This window comes from Microbacterium ureisolvens (assembly GCF_019511645.1).
Classification (GTDB): domain Bacteria; phylum Actinomycetota; class Actinomycetes; order Actinomycetales; family Microbacteriaceae; genus Microbacterium; species Microbacterium ureisolvens_A.
Map to the genome: position 1 here is coordinate 17318 of NZ_JAEUAX010000009.1, position 19208 is coordinate 36525.

Here is a 19208-nt window from a genome sequence, read left to right on the forward strand (position 1 = left end):
CGCGAGCATCAGTGACCGCACCGTCCTCTACGACACCGGGGGGTGTGTCGCGGGTGACTGCGCTTCGGGGGTAGGTGAACCCTACAACGCCCGGCTGTGTGCGCGAAACGTCATTCGCCCGCCAGCCACCGACGGTACGCGTCGAACGAAGAGGGCCGTCCGAGGAACGCTTCGACGAGGTCCCGCGCGTCCCGCGATCCGCCCCGTTCCAGCACTTCCGTGCGGTAGCGGCGAGCGGCTTCGGGGTCCATCAACCCGGCAGCGAAACCGCTCAGCAGGTCGCGCGCGATCACCAGGCTCCACTGATACGTGTAGTAGCAGGCGCCGTACCCCGTGAGGTGGCCGAACCCGGCATACGGGTGCAGCCCGCGGAGAGGCTGAACCGGGCTGGATGCCGCGTACAAGCGCTCCGTCTCCGCCTGCAGGTCGGCCGGCCGGTCGACGTGCAGGTGGTACGACACGTTCGCGTGACCCAGCTGTCGGCGCACCTCGAGCGCGCGGCCGAAGGCGTCGGCGGTGCGCATGCGCTCGACGAGATCGGCGGGGATCGGCTCGCCGTCGGCATTCGCGCTGAACGAGGCGAGCACTTCGGCATCCCACGCCCATTCCTCGAGGAGCTGGCTCGGCGCCTCGACGAAGTCCCACTCGGTGGCGACTCCGCTGAACCGGGCGAACCGCTGCCGGCCGCCGAGTATGTCGTGCACGAGGTGACCGAACTCGTGGAAGAACGTCACGACCTCGTCGTGCTCGAGGAGGCCGCGCGAGAAGTTGCACAGCAGCGCCGCTTCGGGGAGCACGCGTCCGGCGACACCGGGCGCCAGCGGGAAGCACGCGGCGTGGCTGAACTTGCCCTCGCGCGGGTGCAGATCGAGGTGGATGCGGCCCAGGCGGTCGCCGCCCCGCACGACATCGAACGACTGCACGTCGTCGTGCCATGCGGGAACGTCGACGGGCACGTACTCGACGTCGAGAAGGCGCCCGGTCACGTCCAGCACGCCCTCCACGACCCGGTCGAACGGGAAGTACGAGCGCACGAGCTGCGCGTCGACGTCGTACTGCTCCCGCTTGATCGCGCCGAGCAGGTACCAGAAGTCGGCGATCGAGACGACGTCGGCGTCGGGGATGTCGCGGCGGAGGCGCTCGAGCAGGACCGGGTACTCGGCATCCGTCGCAGCCCGAGAGGCGTCGTCGAGACGCGAGAGGAAGGCCGGGATCTCGGCACCGCCACCGATCATGCGGGTCTCGGTCTCGTAGTCGGCCCAGTCCGGATAGCCGAGAAGGCGGGCGCGCTCGGCGCGCACCTCGAGCAGCTCGGCGAGGATCGCGTCGTTCTCGGGCCATGCGAGGTCGTTGTACGCGCTCACCAGCGCGACACGGGTCTGGCGGTCGTGCGCGTAGTCGCGGATCGGCATGAGATCGGGGTAGTCGGTCGACAGCGTCACCCGGCCGGCTTCGTCGGCGGGATGGGCGTCGATGAAGTCCTGCGGCATTCCGGCGAGACCGTCGGCCGGGACGGTGATCTCGCGGCGCCCGTCGCGGATGTTGCGGGAGAACGCCAGCGACAGCTCGGTGTCGCGGTCGGCCAGCCGGCGCGCCCGCTCGCGGTCCGCCTCGTCGAGCTCGACGCCGCCGCGACGGAAGTCGCGCAGCAGATGGGTGAGCAGACGCGTCTGATCGGCGTCGAGCGCCTCGGTCGAGGCATCCGCGAAAGCGCCCCAGAGGTCGCGGTTCAGCAGGCGCGCCGCCGACAGCGACTCGACCGCCTGCACCTGCGACTCCGCGGTCTCGCGCACCTCGGCATCGGGGTGCGCCTCGCTCACGACGTAGGCCTCGCTCAGCGCTTCGGCGAGCGCGATGTCGGCGTCGTTCCAGAGCTCCAGGCGTTCGGCGGTGCTCAGGCCGGTCTCGGAGGTCAGGCGCGCGTCGATCTCGTGCACGCGGGCGATGCGTTCAGCGGGGCGCTCGGTCACGAAGGCCGCCCACCCGGCGGCATCGGACGGGAAGGGCAGGGGTGCGAGGGTCACTCTGCGAGCCTAGGCGGGGACGGGGACACCGCGCGAGGGCGGGATCTCGGCCGCCGCGGAAGACGTCAGCGCAGCGCCCCGACGCTCGCGAGCGCCATGCGCACGAGCGTGCCGCGTCCGCCCTCCATCTCGGCGGAGAGGGCATCGGATGCCGCCTCCTCGGGTGTCAGCCATGTCACCTCGAGCGCGTCCTGTCGCGGCTCGCACGTGCCCGTGACCGGGACGACGAACGCGAGCGACACGGCGTGCTGACGGTCGTCGTGGTAGGCGCTTACACCCGGGAGCGGGAAGTACTCCGCCACGGTGAACGGCGTCGGCTGGGGCGGCAGCAGCGGGAAGGCCATCGGCCCGAGGTCGTTCTCCAGGTGGCGGAACAGCGCGTCCCGGATGGTCTCGCCGTAGCGCACACGGCCCGAGACGATGGTGCGCGAGATCTCGCCGATCGGGGTCGCCCGCAGCAGGATGCCCACCTGGGTGACCTGGCCCATCCCGTCGGTGCGCACCGGCACACCCTCGACGTACAGCATCGGCAGGCGGCGGCGGGCCTCTTCGAGCTCGATGTCGCTCAGCCACGCGGGGTTCGAGACGTTGCCGGCCGGCGGGCCGAACGGCTCGTCGCCCGCTGGTTCGGGGTCGGGAGTGCGCACGGACATGCCTCTTGTATACCCCGCGCGGACCGCTCGCGACGAGGATTCGCCCCCGCCGAGCCTCGGCCGTGTCGGCGCCGCGTGTCAGGATGAGGGCATGCCGGAAGCGCTCGTCCTCGATGCCGACGCCGTGCTCTGGTCGACCGACCCGTCGGCCCTCGCAGGGCGCCACCTCCTTCTGCTCCTGCACGGCTACGGCGCCGACGAGCACGATCTGTACCCGCTCCGCGGCTACCTCCCCGACGCGTTGGCCGTCGCCAGCCTCGCCGCTCCGCTGGTTCCGCCGTGGCCGGCACCGGGCCGTTCCTGGTACCCGATCGACGGGCTCGACGGCCGCGACCCCTCGCATGTGACGCGCGCCGCCGAGGCCGTGATCAGCTGGGTCGACGCGCACGCCGAGGGCGCAGCATCCGTGGGTCTTCTCGGCTTCTCGCAAGGGGGTGCGGTGTCGCTGCAGGCCATGCGGCTCGACCCGCAGCGGTTCGCCTTCGCCGTGAACCTGTCGGGCTACGTGACGCCCGGCGACCTCCCCAAGGACGCCGAGCTCGCCGACCGGCGCCCGCCGGTGTTCTGGGGCCGCGGCACGAGGGACGACGTCATCCCGGGGTTGCTGATCGAGCACACCACGCAGTGGCTTCCCGAGCGCGTCGACCTCAGCGGCCGCGTCTACCCGGGCCTCACGCACAGCGTCTCGGAGCAGGAGCTCACCGACGTGCGCGTCTTCCTCGACAAGCAGCTCGAAGAACTCACCACCGCCGACGCCTGACGCTCCCCCTCCCCTGGCCATGCCCGGGGATGTCGGCTATGGTGGCTGACGGCCTTGTCCCCTCCGTGAGGAACTCCCTTGAAGCTGATCGACGCGACCGCGCTGTAATCGCGCTGCTCCGTCGACTCTCGACGCACCAGCGCTTGAACAACTTCGCGCTGCCGTCGATCCGCCGCTTCCTCACTCGCTCCGGCATGCCCGGGCGACGTCCCGCGGCCCTCGGTGTCAGCGCACGTCTGACACAGGAGGCCTCATGCCCGCTCACACCCTTACCCCGGCGATCGTCCTCGACCGGGTCACCTTCACCTGGCCCGACGGCACGACCGCCCTCTCGGATGTCTCCGGCTCGTTCGGCACCGGCCGCACGGGCCTCGTCGGCCGCAACGGCTCCGGCAAGTCCACGCTCATGCGGCTCATCGCCGGCGAGCTCACGCCGTCCGGCGGTCACATCTCGGGGGCGACGGATGCTGCGTACCTTCCGCAGCGCCTGACCCTCGACGTCGACCGCCCCGTCGCCGACCTGCTCGGCGTGGGCGACACGCTCCGGGCGCTGCGCGCCATCGAGTCCGGAGACGCCGATCCTCGTCACTTCGACGCGGTCGGCTCCGACTGGGACATCGAAGCCCGCGCGCACGCGGCGCTCGCCGACGCCGGACTCGCCCCCGGCATGCTCGATCGGAGCGTCGGGCAGCTGTCCGGAGGCGAGGCGGTGCTCACCGCGATCGCCGGCATCCGGCTGCGCGGTCCGTCGATCGCGCTGCTCGACGAGCCCACCAACAACCTCGACCGCGAGGCGCGTGCGCGCCTGCACGACATGGTGCTCTCGTGGCGGGGTGCGCTCGTCGTGGTGAGCCACGACACGTCCCTGCTCGAGCTGATGGACGACACGGCCGAGCTGTACGCCAACGAACTCTCGACCTTCGGCGGCCCGTACTCCGAATGGAGGGCGTGGCTGGATGCCGAGCAGGGCGCCGCCCGCGACGCCGAGCGCGCCGCGCGCCAGGCCGTCAAGCGCGAGAAGCGCCAGCGCATCGAGGCCGAGACGACGATCTCGCGCCGCGCCGCGATGGGGAAGAAGGCGTTCGAGGAGAAGCGCGTGCCCAAGATCGTCGCGAACGGGCGTCGCATGGCGGCCCAGGTGTCGGCGGGCAAGCTGCGCGGCGAGAAGGCCGACCGCGAGGCATCCGCCCGGGAAGCGCTCGATGCCGCGGAGCGCCGCGTGCGCGACGACGACATCGTCAAGATCGACCTGCCCGACCCCGGTGTTCCCGCCGGGCGCCGCATCGCCACCCTCGGCGACGGCGAGCGCTCGTGGATCATCCAGGGCCCCGAGCGGGTGGCGCTCATCGGCCCGAACGGCGCCGGCAAGACGACGCTGCTCGAGAAGCTGGTCCGCCCAGCGGTTGGCAATTCAGGATCAACGGCCGCGATGCCGCAGGAGAAACACCGTGTGGACGCAACCATCCTGAATTACGCACACAGCGCGGTCCTGCACACCGACCGGGTCGGCTACCTCCCGCAGCGCGTGGACGGGCTCGATGACGCGGCATCGGTGCTCGAGAACGTCGCCCCATCGGCGCCGAACGTGACGATCGTCGAGCTGCGCAACCGGCTCGCACGCTTCCTCATCCGAGGGGCGGCGGTCGAGCGCCCGGTCGGCACGCTGTCGGGCGGAGAGCGGTTCCGGGTCGCGCTCGCGCGGCTCATGCTCGCCGATCCGCCGCCGCAGCTGCTCGTGTTCGACGAGCCGACGAACAACCTCGACCTCGACACGGTCGACAGGTTCGTCGAGGCGATCGCGGCCTACCGCGGCGCGGTGCTCGTCGTGAGCCACGACGACGCGTTCCTCGAGCGCATCGGCGTGGACCTCGTCATCGAGCTCGGCCGCGACGGCACCCTCACCGAGCGCTGACGCCCGGGCGCGGCATCCGTCTCTCGGGAATCGGGAGACGGATGCTGCGGCCCGCCCCCTCGCGGATCGGGGGCCTGCACCCGTGCGGTCACTCGCCGACGCGAGCAGGATGGGAGCATGAACGCACTCGTGAGACCTCAGCAGGGCCGATGGGTCGCCGGCGTCTGCGCCGCCATCGCCAACCGCTTCGGGTGGAACGTCACCCTCGTGCGCGCCCTCACCGTGATCGCCGTCGTCTTCTTCGGCCTGTCGCTGTGGATCTACATCCTGCTCTGGATCATCGTGCCCTCCGAGCGCTGACCCCTGGCGCGGCGGGGTCCCGCACGCCATGATGAACGCATGCATCGCCTGGTCCGCCCGGTGAAAGGGCGCATGATCGCGGGAGTCTGCCAGGGCATCGCCGACCGCTTCGGCTGCAGCGTGGTGCCGGTGCGCGTGCTCACGGTCGGCGCGACCGTGTTCTTCGGCATCTCGATCCTGCTCTACCTGGTGCTGTGGATCCTGATGCCGGACGAGCGCTGACCTCGGCTCACGGCTTCTTCTGCTGACCCGGGGCGTTGGCGCTGTTGCCCGGGGTGTCCGCGGTCTCCTCCGCCGGAGGCTGGGTCTCGGTCGGTGCGGGCGCGGGTGCGGGAACCGCCACGACCGGCTCCTCCACGGTTTCTTCGGGTTCGGTCGCCACATCCGGCTGCTCCACCGGTTCGACCGTCGGTGTTGAGGGACGCGACGGCGCGGTGGTGGGCACGGATGCCGAAGGGCGGGGCTCGGAGACCGGGGCGGGGTCGGCGGGCACCAGCGGCGGCGGGTTCTGCGACGCTCCGAGGATCGTCGTGACGACGACCAGGAGCGAGAGGCCCAGCGCACCGCAGAGGGCGCCGAGCCCGAACGTCTGCACGCGCCGGGAGCGCATCCACGAACGGTCGGCGAGCGCCGGATTGGTACGGCGGGTGAGCGGAGCCGGTGCCGTGGGCTCGCTCGAGGAGATCGGTTCCATCACGGGTCCTCGGCGGTGAGCGCGTGCCGGGGGTGCACGCACGCAGGGAGCTTACGCGACCCTCCTGGACGGAACCTGGCCCTATGTCGGTGATCGCGACGAAGATGGAGTGATGGGCGACGTCCTCGAGCGGTTCGGTCCTGCCACGCAGGACTGGTTCCGCGGCGCGTTCCGGGCGCCGACCGACGCCCAGAAGGGCGCGTGGCAGGCGATCTCCGCCGGCAAGCACGCGCTGGTGGTCGCGCCGACCGGCTCCGGCAAGACGCTGTCGGCGTTCCTCTGGGCGATCGACCGCGTGTTCCACGACAAGGCCGCGGCTTCGCCGGCTCCATCGGGTCGTAGGAAGCGGACGGATGCTGCGGCCCCCGCCACCCGGATCCTCTACATCTCGCCGCTCAAGGCGCTCGGTGTCGACGTCGAGCGCAACCTCCGGTCGCCGCTCGTCGGGATCGGGCAGTCGGCACGGCGCCTCGGACTCACCGTGCCCGGCGTGACGGTCGGCGTTCGCTCCGGCGACACGCCCGCGGGCGACCGGCGCAAGCTCGTCCAGACGCCACCCGACATCCTCATCACCACCCCCGAGTCGCTGTACCTCATGCTCACGAGTCGCGCGGGCGAGACGCTGCGCGACGTGCACACGGTGATCGTCGACGAGGTGCACGCCGTCGCGGCCACGAAGCGCGGCGCCCATCTTGCGGTGAGTCTGGAGAGGCTCGACGCGCTGCGGCGGTCGTTCGCCCCGGATTCTCCCCCGGCTCAGCGCATCGGGCTGTCGGCGACGGTGCGCCCGATCGATGAGGTGGCGCGGTTCCTCGGCGGTGCCGAGCCGGTCGAGATCGTCGCGCCGAAGGCGAGCAAGGCGTTCGACATGAAGGTCGTCGTGCCCATCGGCGACATGCTCAACCCACCGCCGCCACCGAGCCCCGTCACGCCCGACGGCGACGGGGCGTGGGAGGAGCCCGGCGCGGCGGCCGAGCCGATCGACGAGGACTGGTTCGCCGACGGCCAGTCGGCGGGCTCGGCATCGCGTGCGACCGGCGCCGGCGAGACGGAGATGACGGGCTCGGTCTGGCCGCACGTCGAAGAGGCGATCGTCGACCGCATCCTGCTGCACCGTTCGACCATCGTGTTCTGCAACTCGCGACGCCTCGCCGAGCGGCTGACCGGCCGGCTCAACGAGATCTACTCCGAGCGCCTCGGCCTCGAGCTGCCCGAGCAGACCGTGCCGGCCGCGATGATGGCGCAGGCCGGCGCGACGGCGGGCGCCGACCCGGTGCTCGCCAAGGCGCACCACGGCTCGGTGTCGAAGGAGCAGCGGGCGCAGGTCGAGGAGGAGCTGAAGTCCGGCGTGCTGCGCTGCGTCGTGGCGACCTCGAGCCTCGAGCTCGGCATCGACATGGGGGCGGTCGACCTCGTGATCCAGGTGGAGGCGCCGCCGAGCGCCGCCTCGGGTCTCCAGCGCATCGGCCGCGCCGGCCACCAGGTCGGCGAGGTGAGCCGCGCCGCCCTGTTCCCGAAGCACCGCGGCGACGTGCTGCACACCGCGATCGTCACCGAGCGCATGCTCGCGGGTCAGATCGAGGCGATCGCGATCCCGCAGAACCCGCTCGACATCCTGGCGCAGCAGACGGTGGCCGCCGCCGCCGTCGGCCCCGTCGATGTCGAGGGCTGGTACGAGACGCTCAAGCGCAGCGCGCCGTTCCGCTCGCTGCCCCGATCCGCCTACGAGGCGACGCTCGACCTCATCGCGGGGCGGTTCCCGTCGGACGAGTTCGCCGAGCTGCGTCCCCGCGTCGTCTGGGACCGTGACCTCGGTGTGCTCACCGGTCGCCCGGGCGCGCAGCACATCGCAGTGACGAGCGGCGGCACGATCCCCGACCGCGGCCTCTTCGGCGTCTTCATCGCCGGCGAATCCCAGAACGCGCGCGTCGGCGAGCTCGACGAGGAGATGGTCTACGAGTCCCGCGTCAACGACGTCTTCACCCTCGGCACCACGAGTTGGCGGATCGTCGAGATCACGCACGACCGCGTCAACGTGCTGCCCGCCTTCGGGCAGCCGGGCAAGGTGCCGTTCTGGCACGGCGACGGCATCGGGCGACCCGCGGAACTCGGCGAAGCCCTGGGCAGGTTCTCGCGCGAGGTGTCGGCGGCGAAACCCGACAAAGCGGAGGCGCGGCTGCGGGAGGCAGGCCTCGACGAGTTCGCGCAGGACAATCTGCTGGCCTACCTCGCCGAGCAGCGCGAGGCCACCGGCACCCTGCCCACAGACCGTCAGCTCACGGTCGAGCGCGGCCGCGACGAGGTGGGCGACTGGCGCGTCATCCTGCACTCGCCGTACGGCATGCAGGTGCACGCGCCGTGGGCGCTCGCCGTCAACGCGCGCATCCGCGAGCGTCTGGGTGTCGACGGGTCGGCGGTCGCAAGCGACGACGGCATCATCGCCCGGATTCCGGATGCGACGGCCGAGCCTCCTGGCGCGGACCTCTTCGTCTTCGATCCCGAGGAGCTCGACCAGATCGTCACCGAGGAGGTCGGAGGCTCTGCCCTGTTCGCCTCCCGGTTCCGCGAATGCGCGGCCCGCGCGCTGCTGATGCCCCGCCGCAACCCCGGCAAGCGCACGCCGCTCTGGCAGCAGCGCCAGCGGTCCGCTCAGCTGCTCGAGGTGGCCCGGCGGTACCCGACGTTCCCGATCATCCTCGAGACCCTTCGCGAGGTCCTGCAGGACGTCTACGACGTGCCGTCGCTCCTGCGTCTCATGCGCGGGATCGGCGAGCGCCGCATCCGGCTCATCGAGACGGAGCCCGCGCAGCCGTCGCCCTTCGCCCGCGACCTCCTGTTCGGCTACGTCGGCGCGTTCATGTACGAGGGCGACTCGCCGCTGGCCGAGCGCCGTGCAGCCGCCCTCTCGGTCGATCCGGCGCTGCTGTCGGAGCTCCTCGGCAAGGTCGAGATGCGGGAGCTCCTCGACCCCGACGTGATCGCCCAGTTCGAGCGCGAGGCTCAGCGGCTCGACCCCGAGCGCCGGGCACGGGGGCTCGAGGGCGTCGCCGACCTCCTGCGTCTGCTCGGCCCGCTCGATGCGGCCGAGGTCGCCGCACGGCTCGAGCCGGGCGTCGAGCCCGACGGCGCCGGGGCCGGTCACCTGGCCGAGGCCGAGGCATCCGCTCTCCTGGACGCCCTCGTCTCCGCGCGACGCGCGATCCCCGTCACGATCGCCGGCATCACCCGCGTCGCCGCGATCGAAGACGCCGGCCGCCTTCGCGATGCGCTCGGCGCGCCGCTGCCCGTCGGCATCCCTACCGCGTTCCTCGAGCCCGTTGCCGACCCGCTCGGCGACCTCGTCGCCCGGTACGCGCGCACCCACGGACCTTTCACGGCAGATGCTGCGGCCGACCGCCTCGGCATCGGCGTCGCGGTCGCACGCCTCACGCTGCAGCGACTCGAGTCGCAGGGACGCGTCACGAGCGGCTTCTTCCTGCCCGAGCCCTCGACAGTCTCAGGCGCCGAAGGGGCGACGCGCGCCGACGAGGTGGAGTGGTGCGACACGGAGGTGCTGCGGCGGCTGCGCATGCGCTCGCTCGCGGCGATCCGCGGCAGCGTCGAGCCCGTGCCGCAGCACGCGTACGCCCGGTTCCTCCCGGTGTGGCAGCACGTGACCCGACCGCTCGAGGGCATCGACGGCGTCGCGGCGGTCGTCGAGCAGCTCGCGGGCGTGCCGATCCCCGCAAGCGCGTGGGAATCGCTCGTGCTCCCGGCCCGCGTCTCCGACTACACGCCCGGCATGCTCGACGAGCTCACCGCCACGGGCGAGGTCGTGTGGTCAGGGCACGGCAGCCTCCCCGGCCGCGACGGCTGGATCGCCCTGCATCCGGCCGACGCCGTGCCGCTCACCCTCGCGCTCCCCGACGAGGCCGAGGAGATCGTCCCCGGCTCGCTCGATGCGCAGCTGCTCGCGGCCCTCGGGGGCGGCGGAGCGTTCTTCGCCGCGCAGCTGCGGCAGACCACCGGCGCCGAGAACGAGCAGTCGGTCGTCGACGCGCTGTGGCGGCTGACGTGGGCGGGCCTGGTGACGAACGACACCTTCGCGCCGGTCCGCTCTCTCGTCTCGGGAGGGTCCCAGGCCCACCGCGTGAGCCGTCGCACACCCCGGGCACGGCTGTACCGGGGTGCCGCGGTGCGGGCGGTCGCCGCATCCGTCCCTCCTCGCCCGCCGACGATCGGCGGGCGGTGGTCGCTGCTGCCGACGGCCGAACCCGATGCCGCGCTGCGGGCGACCGCGACGGCGAGCCTGCTGCTCGATCGCTACGGCGTGGTGACGCGCGGGGCCGTGCAATCGGAGGGTGTGCCCGGCGGATTCGCCCAGACGTACCGCGTGCTCGCCGGTTTCGAGGAGGCGGGCCACTGCCGCCGGGGGTACGTGATCGAGAAGCTGGGTGCTGCGCAGTTCGCGGCATCGGCCACCGTCGACCGGCTGCGCGAGTTCGCCGGGCTGGCCGACCCACCGCCGCTCCGAGCCGTCACGCTGGCGGCGACCGATCCTGCCAACCCGTACGGGGCCGCGCTCTCCTGGCCGGCGCTCGAGGGTGTGTCACACCGCCCGGGTCGAAAAGCCGGCGCACTCGTCGTGCTCGTCGACGGCGCGCTCGCCCTGTACCTCGAGCGGGGCGGCAAGTCGGCTCTCGCCTTCACCGGCGACGAGGCGGCGCTGGCCGCCGCGACGCGCGACCTCGCGGCGACGGCTCGCGCGCGGCGCCTCGACACGCTCACCATCGAGCAGGTGAACGGCGCGTTCGTCTACGGCACGTACCTGGGCAAGACACTGCGCGATGCCGGCTTCGTCGAGTCCCCGCGTGGGCTGACACTGCGCCGCCTCACGGCCGGCGACGCCCTTCGACAGGCTCACGGACCGGGCGCTCAGGGACCGGAGGACAGGGCGGGCGCCCGTGCCTGAGGGCGATTCCGTGTTCCAGGCCGCCCGGCGTCTGAACACCGCCCTCGCCGGGGCGACCGTGACCCGGTTCGAGCTGCGGGTGCCCCAGGCCGCGACAGTCGACCTCACCGGCGAGATCGTGCACAGCGTCGTCTCCCGCGGCAAGCATCTCCTTCACCGCATCGGCCCGTGGACGCTCCACACGCACCTCAAGATGGAGGGAGAGTGGCACGTCTACCGCCGCGGCGAGCGCTGGCGAGCCCCGGGTTTTCGCGCCCGGGCGGTCATCGGCGCGACGGCCCCCGACGCCACCGAGTGGGAGACCGTCGGGTTCGATCTGGCAGACATCGCCGTCGTGGCCACCACCGCCGAAGACGAGCTCGTCGGCTACCTCGGACCCGACCCTCTCTCCGACGCGTGGGACCCGGCGACGGCCACGGCGAACCTCCTCGCCGATACCCGCGCCGTGCACGTCGCCCTCCAGGACCAGCGCAACGTCGCCGGTTTCGGGAACGAGTACGTCAACGAGATCCTGTTCGTGCGGGGAGTGCTCCCGACGACACCCGCCAGCGAGACGGATGCTGCGGCCATCGTGGATCTCGGTGCCCGCATGATCCGCGCCAACCGCGACCGCATCGGCCGCACCTTCACGGGCGACTCCCGTCCCGGCCGGTCGACCTGGGTCTATCGCCGCGAGGGACGGCCGTGCCGCCGCTGCGGCACGCTTATCCGGGGCGGCAGTCTCGGCGCCGATCCCACGCGCGAGCGCATCGTGTTCTGGTGCCCCGCCTGCCAGCGCTGAGCCTGGCGCTGAGCCTGGATGCCGGCACCGCTGAACCCGGGTTCCAGCACGCTTTCATCACGATGCGAGACGGACGAAGTGTCGCAGATGATCGAAGGATCCGCCTGCCGCGGTCGTGTCCCGGCCGAAACCGCGCGGTTTCCTGGCCGTTACACAAGCTCGGACGATCTGTCCGGCCCAGGAGGATCAGCACCCCGGATCGTCTGGTTCGATCTGTCGCACATTGCGGGTGGCCAGTGCGGGTTATTGAATACCTCCACACCCGACCGGCCGTGCATCGTCGCGCGGCCCGCACCAGAAGGACCCTCACGAGGTGACGATGTCCACAGGCACGGCGACCGCAGCGCAGGCTTCGGCGGAGCAAATTCCCCCCGACGGCGATGGCGCGCGGGGGGCCGTACTCCTGTCGGGCATAACGAAGTACTACGGCGAGCAGCTCGCCGTCGACGACCTGTCGCTGAAGATCCAGCCCGGCGAGTTCATCTCGCTGCTCGGGCCGTCGGGTTGCGGCAAGACGACCACGCTGCGGATGATCGCGGGATTCGAGCATCCGGATGCCGGCGACATCCGCATCTCCGGTCGCTCGGTGCTTGCCGCGCCGCCGTACAAGCGCGACGTGAACACCGTCTTCCAGGCCTACGCCCTGTTCCCGCACCTGTCGGTCGCCGAGAACGTCGCGTACGGCCTGCAGCAGCGCCGCACCCCGAAGGCCGAGGTGCGCGAGCGTGTCACACAGGCGCTCGACATGGTGCAGATGCGTCGTTTCGGCGACCGCAAGCCGACGCAGCTGTCGGGCGGGCAGCAGCAGCGCATCGCGCTGGCACGCGCCCTGGTGAATCGGCCCGCCGTGCTCCTGCTCGACGAGCCGCTGGGGGCGCTCGATCGCCAGCTGCGCGAGGAGATGCAGCTCGAGCTGAAGCTCCTGCAGTCCCGCCTCGGCATCACGTTCGTCTTCGTGACCCACGACCAGGGCGAGGCCCTGTCGATGAGCGACCGCATCGCGATCATGCGCGCGGGTCGCATCGAGCAGCTCGCCGACGCCGACACCGTCTATGCGCGGCCGGCCTCGGCGTACGTCGCGGCGTTCGTCGGGCAGCAGAACTTCTTCCGCGGCCCCGCCGCCGAGGCGGGCGCCGCCATCACCTCGCCGTACGCGCTCGTGCGCGCCGCCTCACCGGTGCTCACCAGCACCAACCTGGGCGAGGCGGCCGTGCGCCCCGAGTTCATCCGCATCGAGAAAGCCGCACCGGCCGGCTCGGCGGCCGAGGCGATTCCCGAGGCCAACGCGACCCGCGGCGAGCTGATCGGGGTCTCGCACCTCGGCGACACCATGCAGTACCTGGTCCGCCTGGGCCCCGAGCAGAGCCTCATCGTTCGCCGGCCCACCCCCGACGCGCCCGCGCTCTCCGTCGGGGATCCCGTCTTGTGCACGTGGGCGGCGCACCATGTGCTGCTGTTCCCTGCCGCCGACGACGACGCGGCGAAGCAGGGCGGCTACATCGCACCCCCGACCGCCTGACCCCAGCCCCGAACGCCAGACGCACCACCCGCAAAACCCTTACGCCCGACGCACGCCCGCAGCCGCAGCATCCGCTCGCCCGGCTCCCTTTCTCGAATCCAGGAGTATCCGATGACTCAGCCTCGCACCCCGCTCCGCATCCTCGCTCCCGAGGGCGCCGCGCCCCTGATCGCGCGCGAGCTGTCGCGTCGGCGGTTCCTGAGCCTCGCCGCACTGGCCGGCGGCGCCACCGTGCTGGCCGCCTGCGCTCCCGGCGGCAGCGGCTCGCCCGCTCCGCAGGCGACCGGTGGCGAGCTCGAGGACAGCCTGTCGGTGTACACGTGGGCCGAGTACGACGCACCCGAGGTGGTCGAGGCGTTCACCGCTGAGCTGGGGCCGAAGGTCACGCTGGACTCGTACGGGTCCAACGAGGAGCTCATCGCCAAGCTCGTCGCGGCGAAGGGCACATCGGGTTACGACATCGTCGTGCCGACGGGCGTCTTCATTCCGCAGATGATCGAGCAGGGGCTGCTGCAGAAGCTCAACAAGGAGCTGCTGCCGAACATCTCGAACATGGACCCGGCTTTCCTCGGTCGGGCATGGGATCCGGGCAACGACTACTCGATCTGCAAGGCATGGGGGACGACCGGATACGTCTATGACAAGACCGTGATCACCCGCGAGCTGACCACGTGGGCCGACTACTTCGACGCCGCCCAGAACGAGGCGAGCGGCAAGACCGCGATGTCGGATGACCCCGCCGGCGTCGTCGGTTCGTACTTCTGGGCCAATGACCTGGACTGGAACACCGAGGACCCCGACGAGCTCGAGGCGGCACGCGCGTTCCTGGTCGAGAAGATCGCCCCTCATATCGCGGCGTTCGACTCCGCCGCGGGAGCCAACACGATCCCGCAGGGCACGCATGCCCTGCTGATGGCGTGGAACGGCGACGCACGGCTCGGCATCCAGGAGTCGTCCGAGCCCGACCGCTGGCAGTGGGTGCTGCCCGGGCCGCAGACCGAGCTGTGGATGGACAACTGGGCGATCGCGACCGGCGCAGCCCACCCCGAGGCGGCCCACGCGTTCATCAACTTCGCGATGGTCCCCGAGAACCAGCTGGCGAACCTCGAGTGGGTCGGCTACAACGTCGGCGGCAAGGACATGCAGGCAGCCGCTGAGGAAGCCGAGGTCGAGCGTCTCGACATGATCTTCTTCACTCCCGAGCAGCTCGAGAGCATGCACGAGCAGGTACTCAACGACTCGCTGAGCACGCGCGTGGAGATCTACAACGAGGTGAAGGCTGCCGCCGGTGCGTAATCGCGCCACCGGTGCGGTGGGGCCGGCGCTCGCGGTCCCCGCCTGGGCGTGGCTGCTCGTCTTCTTCGTCGCTCCGGTCGCGATGGTCGTGTGGTTCAGCTTCGGCTACAAGCCCGGCGTGTTCGGCACGCACGCGAACGACATCCTGTCGTTGGACCGGTACGTCGAGGCCGTCTCGCCGACGTTCCTCGCGACCTTCCAGAACACGCTGTGGGTGGGGATCATCGGCACGGTGCTCTGCTTCGCGATCGGTGCCCCGGTCGCGTACTGGATGGCCTTCAAGGTCAAGCCGGAGCGGCGCGGCATCCTGATCGCCCTGGTCCTCGTGCCGTTCTGGACCAACTTCCTCGTCCGCACGATCGGCTGGCAGGTGATCCTCGCTCCCGAGGGGTGGCTCTCGACGCTGCTTCAGGGGATCGGCGTGCTCGGCGGGCCGCTCGAGCTGCTGTACACCCGCACCGCCGTGATCATCGGCGTCGTCTACAACTACCTGCCGCTGATGATCCTGCCGCTGTTCGTGGCGTTCGACCGGGTCGGGCCTGCGCTGCGCGAGGCATCCAAAGACCTGGGCGCGGGCAAGATGACGACGTTCTTCCGGGTCACGCTGCCGCTGTCGCAGCCGGGCATCGTCGCCGGCGTGCTGCTGGTGTTCATCCCTCTGATGGGCGACTACATCACCGCTACGGTGCTGGGCGGCGCGAAGGGCAACATGGTGGGCCAGCTCGTCGCAGGACAGTTCCAGACCGCGCAGAACTGGGCTCTCGGCTCGGCCATGGCTGTGCTGCTCATGCTCCTGATCATGGTCACGATCGGGGTGTGCGCGGTGATCATCTGGCTGATCGCACTGCCCTTCCGCTCCCGCAACCGGCTGGTCCTCGGGTCGGCTCCCGAGATGGCGAAGACGGATGCTGCGCCCGCAGCGGCGATGGAGGTGACGAGGTGACCACCGAGACCCAGACGGAGACGATCCTCCAGGCAGAGGCGCGAGAGGCCCGCCCTGGGGCTGCGCCGCGCCGGCGTGCGCGCAGATCATGGTCGGACGTCGCCTTCGGCGTGTGGGGCGTGCTCGTCATGCTCTTCCTCTTCCTGCCGATCATCGTGATCGTCGTCCACTCGTTCAACACCGGCCGCCTGCTGGCGGTGTGGGACGGCTTCGGCTTCGACGCCTTCGGCTCGATCCTGGTGAAGCCGGCGATCCAGAACGCCGTGCGCGTGTCGCTCATCACCGCCCTGATCGCGGCGATCATCGCCACCGTGCTGGGCACGCTGGCCGGCATCGCCATGGCGCGGCATCCCGGCAAGTGGGTGTGGTGGTTCCTGGGGCTCCTGCTCCTGGTGTCGGTGACCCCCGAGATCGTCGACGCGGTCGCGCTGCTGCCCTTCATGGTGTTCCTGGGGCAAGACGTCGGGATCACGATGTTCAACGACGGCATCGTGCGCCTGTCGGTCGGATCGTCGCTGTTCGCGACAGCCGTGGTGTCGTACATCGTGCGGGCCCGGCTTGTCGGTCAGGACGCGCAGCTGGAGGAGGCATCCGCCGACCTCTACGCCACGCCCTTCACCACCTTCCGCCGGGTCACGCTCGCCCTCGCGATGCCGGCGGTGCTTGCGGGCTTCCTGCTGGCGTTCACACTGAGTCTCGACAACACGATCGTTGCCGCGTTCGTTCAGGTGTCGGGTACGACGCCGTGGCCCGTCTACGTGCTGAGTGCGCTGCGGACAGGCCTGCGCCCCGAGATCGCCGCGGTGTCGACGATCATGCTCGTGCTGACCCTCGTCGCCCTCGCTCTGGTCGCGCTCGTACTCAAGCGCGCGGGCGACTCCGCGACGCAGATCGCCCGAACGATGACGGGCGGCTGATCGCGCCTCGCGACCCTATGCTGTTGCGGTGACCCGACTCCTGCTCCTCATCGACATCCAGCGCGACTACTTCCCGGGAGGGCGGCATCCGCTCGTCGACCCGGACGCCGCCGCCGATGCCGCCGCACGACTGCTCGCCGGGTTCCGCGCGTCGGGTGAGCGTGTCGTGCACGTGCAGCACGTGTGGGACGGGCCGGATGCCGCGTTCTTCGCTCCGGGCACCCCCGGGGTCGAGTTCGATTCGAGGGTCGCGCCCGACGGCGAGGAGCACGTCGTCGTCAAGCACGAGCCGAACGCGTTCCTCGGCACCGGGCTCGAGTCGCTGCTGCGCGCAGCGGATGCCGACGAGATCGTCGTCGCGGGGATGATGTCGAGCATGTGCGTCGACGCCACGGTGCGCGCGGCGTCGGATCTCGGCTTCCGCATCTCCGTCGCACAGGATGCGTGCGCCGCGCCCGACCTCGCCTACGACGGCCGCACGGTACCGGGCGCCCAGGTGCACCTCGCTTTCATGGCGGCGCTCGACGGCACGTACGCGCGCGTCGCCGACGTCGACGCGCTGGTCGGCGAGCTCGTCGCCGGCTGACCCCGCGACAACCTGTCCGGCCCGCGCCGCAAGTTCCGACACGGAGCGCCCGCCGCGACCCGGCCCGCGGGTGAGGATGGGAGCACCACACACCGCATCGGAGTTGATAACCGTGGGCACGACCGTCTTCGAACGACAGCGGCCGGCAGCATCCGTCGTCCAGCACTCCCTCGCCGACACGAAGCACTCGGTGTTCTGGCGCGACGACCTTCCTGAGAACCTCCTACCCGATCGGCCCGCACTCGTCGGCACCCATCGCGCCGACCTGGTGGTCGTAGGCGGCGGCTACACGGGGCTCTGGACGGCCCTGCTCGCCACCGAGCGCGACCCCGGCGCGAAGGTCGTCGTCGTCGAGGCGCAACGCGTCGGGTGGGCCGCGTCGGGTCGCAACGGCGGCTTCTGCGAGGCCAGCCTCACCCACGGCCACGAGAACGGCATGGCCCGCTGGCCGAAGGAGATGCCGACCCTCGACCGCCTGGGCCGCGAGAACCTCGATGCGATCGAGGCCTCCGAAGCCCGCTTCGGCATGGACTTCCAGTTCGAGCGAACCGGACAGCTCGCGCCCGCCGTCGAGCCGCATCAGGTGGAATGGCTGAAGGAGTGGGCGGCCGAGGGCGAGGAGGGCGTGGTCTATCTCGACCAGGCCGAGGCCCAGGCATCGGTCCACTCCCCCACGTACCTCGCCGCGGTGTGGGAGAAGAATGCGTGCGGCATGGTCCACCCCGCACGCATGGCCGCCGAGCTCGCCCGCGTCTGCGAGGAGCGCGGAGTCGTGATCTTCGAGCGCTCGCATGTCACCGGGCTCGACACGAGCGGACCCGGCGTGGTCGTGATCACCGCCGATGGGCGGATCGAGGCATCCCGTGCCGCGCTCGGCACCAATGTCTTCCCGTCGCTCATCAAGCGCAATCGGCTCATGACGGTCCCCGTGTACGACTACGTGCTCATGACCGAGCCGCTCACCGACGCCCAACTCGGATCGATCGGCTGGCAGGACCGCCAGGGCATCGGCGACATGGCCAACCAGTTCCACTACTACCGGATCACCAAAGACAACCGGATCCTGTTCGGCGGCTACGACGCGATCTACCGGTACGGCCGCAAGATGAATCCCGAGTACGAGAACCGGCCCGAGACCTGGGCGAAGCTCGCGAGTCATTTCTTCACCACCTTCCCGCAGCTCGAGGGGCTGCGCTTCACGCACCAGTGGGCCGGCGCCATCGACACCTCGACCCAGTTCACGGCGTTCTTCGGCACCGCCCGCGACCGCCGCGTCGCGTACGCCGCCGGTTTCACGGGGCTGGGCGTCGGCTCCACCCGGTTCGCCGGCGAGGTCATGCTCGACCTGCTCGACGGTGTGAAGAACGAACGCACGCAGCTCGAAATGGTGCGCAAGCGCCCGCTCCCCTTCCCGCCCGAACCGGCGGCGTCGATGGGCATCAACGCGACCCGCTGGTCACTCGATCGCGCCGACCACAACGAGGGCAAGCGCAATCTCCTGCTGAAGATGCTCGACGCCCTGGGCCTGGGGTTCGACTCATGAACCCCGGGATCGTGACGGATGCCCTGCTCCTCCCGCTCGACCTCCAGCCGCTGCCCGCCGACCAGGTGGTGGACGGCACCCCGGCGACCGGCTACGTCGAGCTGACCGAGACCATCGGAGTGTGGGAGCACACACCCGGCACGTCGACCGACGTCGAGGCCGACGAGGTCTTCGTCGTGCTCTCCGGATCGGCGATCGTGTCGTTCGACGATCCGGCGATCGAGCCTCTTGAGCTCCGCGCGGGGTCGGTGGCACGCCTGACAGCCGGGATGCGCACGGTCTGGACGGTGACCGAGACCCTGCGCAAGGTCTACATCGCCGGCTGAGCA

Annotated in this window: 16 protein-coding genes; 13 read left to right on the top strand and 3 right to left on the bottom strand. The window is 70.9% G+C overall.

Features of this window, described 5'->3' with window-relative positions; genetic code table 11:
• Positions 1-110: 110 nt before the first annotated feature.
• Positions 111-2024: a M3 family metallopeptidase gene (locus tag JNB61_RS14975; RefSeq protein WP_220340129.1), complete on the bottom strand. Its 1914-nt coding sequence runs from the start codon at positions 2022-2024 to the stop codon at positions 111-113.
• Positions 2025-2089: 65 nt separating this feature from the next.
• Entirely contained in the window at positions 2090-2677 is a 588-nt protein-coding gene (locus tag JNB61_RS14980) for an NUDIX hydrolase family protein (RefSeq protein ID WP_159847036.1), read from the bottom strand.
• 91 nt (positions 2678-2768) lie between these two features.
• On the opposite strand from JNB61_RS14980, the gene JNB61_RS14985 reads away from it, so the two are divergent.
• The 4 genes from JNB61_RS14985 to JNB61_RS15000 all read left to right on the top strand — a co-directional run bounded on the left by JNB61_RS14985 (position 2769) and on the right by JNB61_RS15000 (position 5871).
• Positions 2769-3437, top strand: a complete 669-nt coding sequence (locus JNB61_RS14985; protein ID WP_220340130.1) for an alpha/beta hydrolase — start codon at positions 2769-2771, stop codon at positions 3435-3437.
• Between the two features lie 253 nt (positions 3438-3690).
• Complete coding sequence (locus JNB61_RS14990) at positions 3691-5349, top strand: ABC-F family ATP-binding cassette domain-containing protein (RefSeq protein ID WP_220340131.1); 1659 nt, start codon at positions 3691-3693, stop codon at positions 5347-5349.
• A 117-nt stretch (positions 5350-5466) separates the two neighbouring features.
• Positions 5467-5649: a PspC domain-containing protein gene (locus JNB61_RS14995; protein ID WP_159847044.1), complete on the top strand. Its 183-nt coding sequence runs from the start codon at positions 5467-5469 to the stop codon at positions 5647-5649.
• A gap of 39 nt (positions 5650-5688) precedes the next feature.
• The gene (locus tag JNB61_RS15000) at positions 5689-5871 is read left to right on the top strand and encodes a PspC domain-containing protein (RefSeq protein ID WP_220292480.1); all 183 of its coding nucleotides are present in this window, start codon (positions 5689-5691) and stop codon (positions 5869-5871) included.
• Between the two features lie 7 nt (positions 5872-5878).
• On the opposite strand, the gene JNB61_RS15005 is transcribed toward JNB61_RS15000, so the two are convergent.
• Positions 5879-6343 (bottom strand): hypothetical protein, encoded by a 465-nt coding sequence (locus tag JNB61_RS15005; protein WP_220292482.1) that lies wholly within the window; start codon positions 6341-6343, stop codon positions 5879-5881.
• A gap of 112 nt (positions 6344-6455) precedes the next feature.
• Between JNB61_RS15005 and JNB61_RS15010 the strand changes: the two genes are divergently transcribed.
• The 9 genes from JNB61_RS15010 to JNB61_RS15050 all read left to right on the top strand — a co-directional run bounded on the left by JNB61_RS15010 (position 6456) and on the right by JNB61_RS15050 (position 19205).
• A complete protein-coding gene (locus JNB61_RS15010) occupies positions 6456-11294 on the top strand; it encodes a DNA glycosylase AlkZ-like family protein (RefSeq protein ID WP_220340132.1) in 4839 nt (1612 codons plus the stop codon).
• Positions 11287-12075, top strand: coding sequence for a DNA-formamidopyrimidine glycosylase family protein (locus JNB61_RS15015; protein ID WP_220340133.1), 789 nt, complete (start codon positions 11287-11289; stop codon positions 12073-12075). Before JNB61_RS15010 ends, JNB61_RS15015 begins: the two co-directional genes overlap by 8 nt.
• A gap of 319 nt (positions 12076-12394) precedes the next feature.
• Complete coding sequence (locus tag JNB61_RS15020) at positions 12395-13594, top strand: ABC transporter ATP-binding protein (RefSeq protein WP_220340188.1); 1200 nt, start codon at positions 12395-12397, stop codon at positions 13592-13594.
• A gap of 111 nt (positions 13595-13705) precedes the next feature.
• Positions 13706-14890, top strand: a complete 1185-nt coding sequence (locus JNB61_RS15025) for an extracellular solute-binding protein (RefSeq protein ID WP_220292488.1) — start codon at positions 13706-13708, stop codon at positions 14888-14890.
• On the top strand, positions 14883-15833 hold the full coding sequence (locus JNB61_RS15030; protein WP_220292490.1) for an ABC transporter permease: 951 nt from the start codon (positions 14883-14885) through the stop codon (positions 15831-15833). Before JNB61_RS15025 ends, JNB61_RS15030 begins: the two co-directional genes overlap by 8 nt.
• Entirely contained in the window at positions 15830-16750 is a 921-nt protein-coding gene (locus JNB61_RS15035; RefSeq protein ID WP_308291276.1) for an ABC transporter permease, read from the top strand. The genes JNB61_RS15030 and JNB61_RS15035 overlap by 4 nt, the downstream gene beginning before the upstream one ends.
• 28 nt (positions 16751-16778) lie before the next feature.
• Positions 16779-17336, top strand: coding sequence for a cysteine hydrolase family protein (locus JNB61_RS15040; RefSeq protein WP_220292492.1), 558 nt, complete (start codon positions 16779-16781; stop codon positions 17334-17336).
• Between the two features lie 112 nt (positions 17337-17448).
• Positions 17449-18879, top strand: coding sequence for an NAD(P)/FAD-dependent oxidoreductase (locus tag JNB61_RS15045; protein ID WP_220292494.1), 1431 nt, complete (start codon positions 17449-17451; stop codon positions 18877-18879).
• The gene (locus JNB61_RS15050; protein WP_220340134.1) at positions 18876-19205 is read left to right on the top strand and encodes a cupin domain-containing protein; all 330 of its coding nucleotides are present in this window, start codon (positions 18876-18878) and stop codon (positions 19203-19205) included. The genes JNB61_RS15045 and JNB61_RS15050 overlap by 4 nt, the downstream gene beginning before the upstream one ends.
• The last annotated feature ends 3 nt before the right edge of the window (positions 19206-19208 follow it).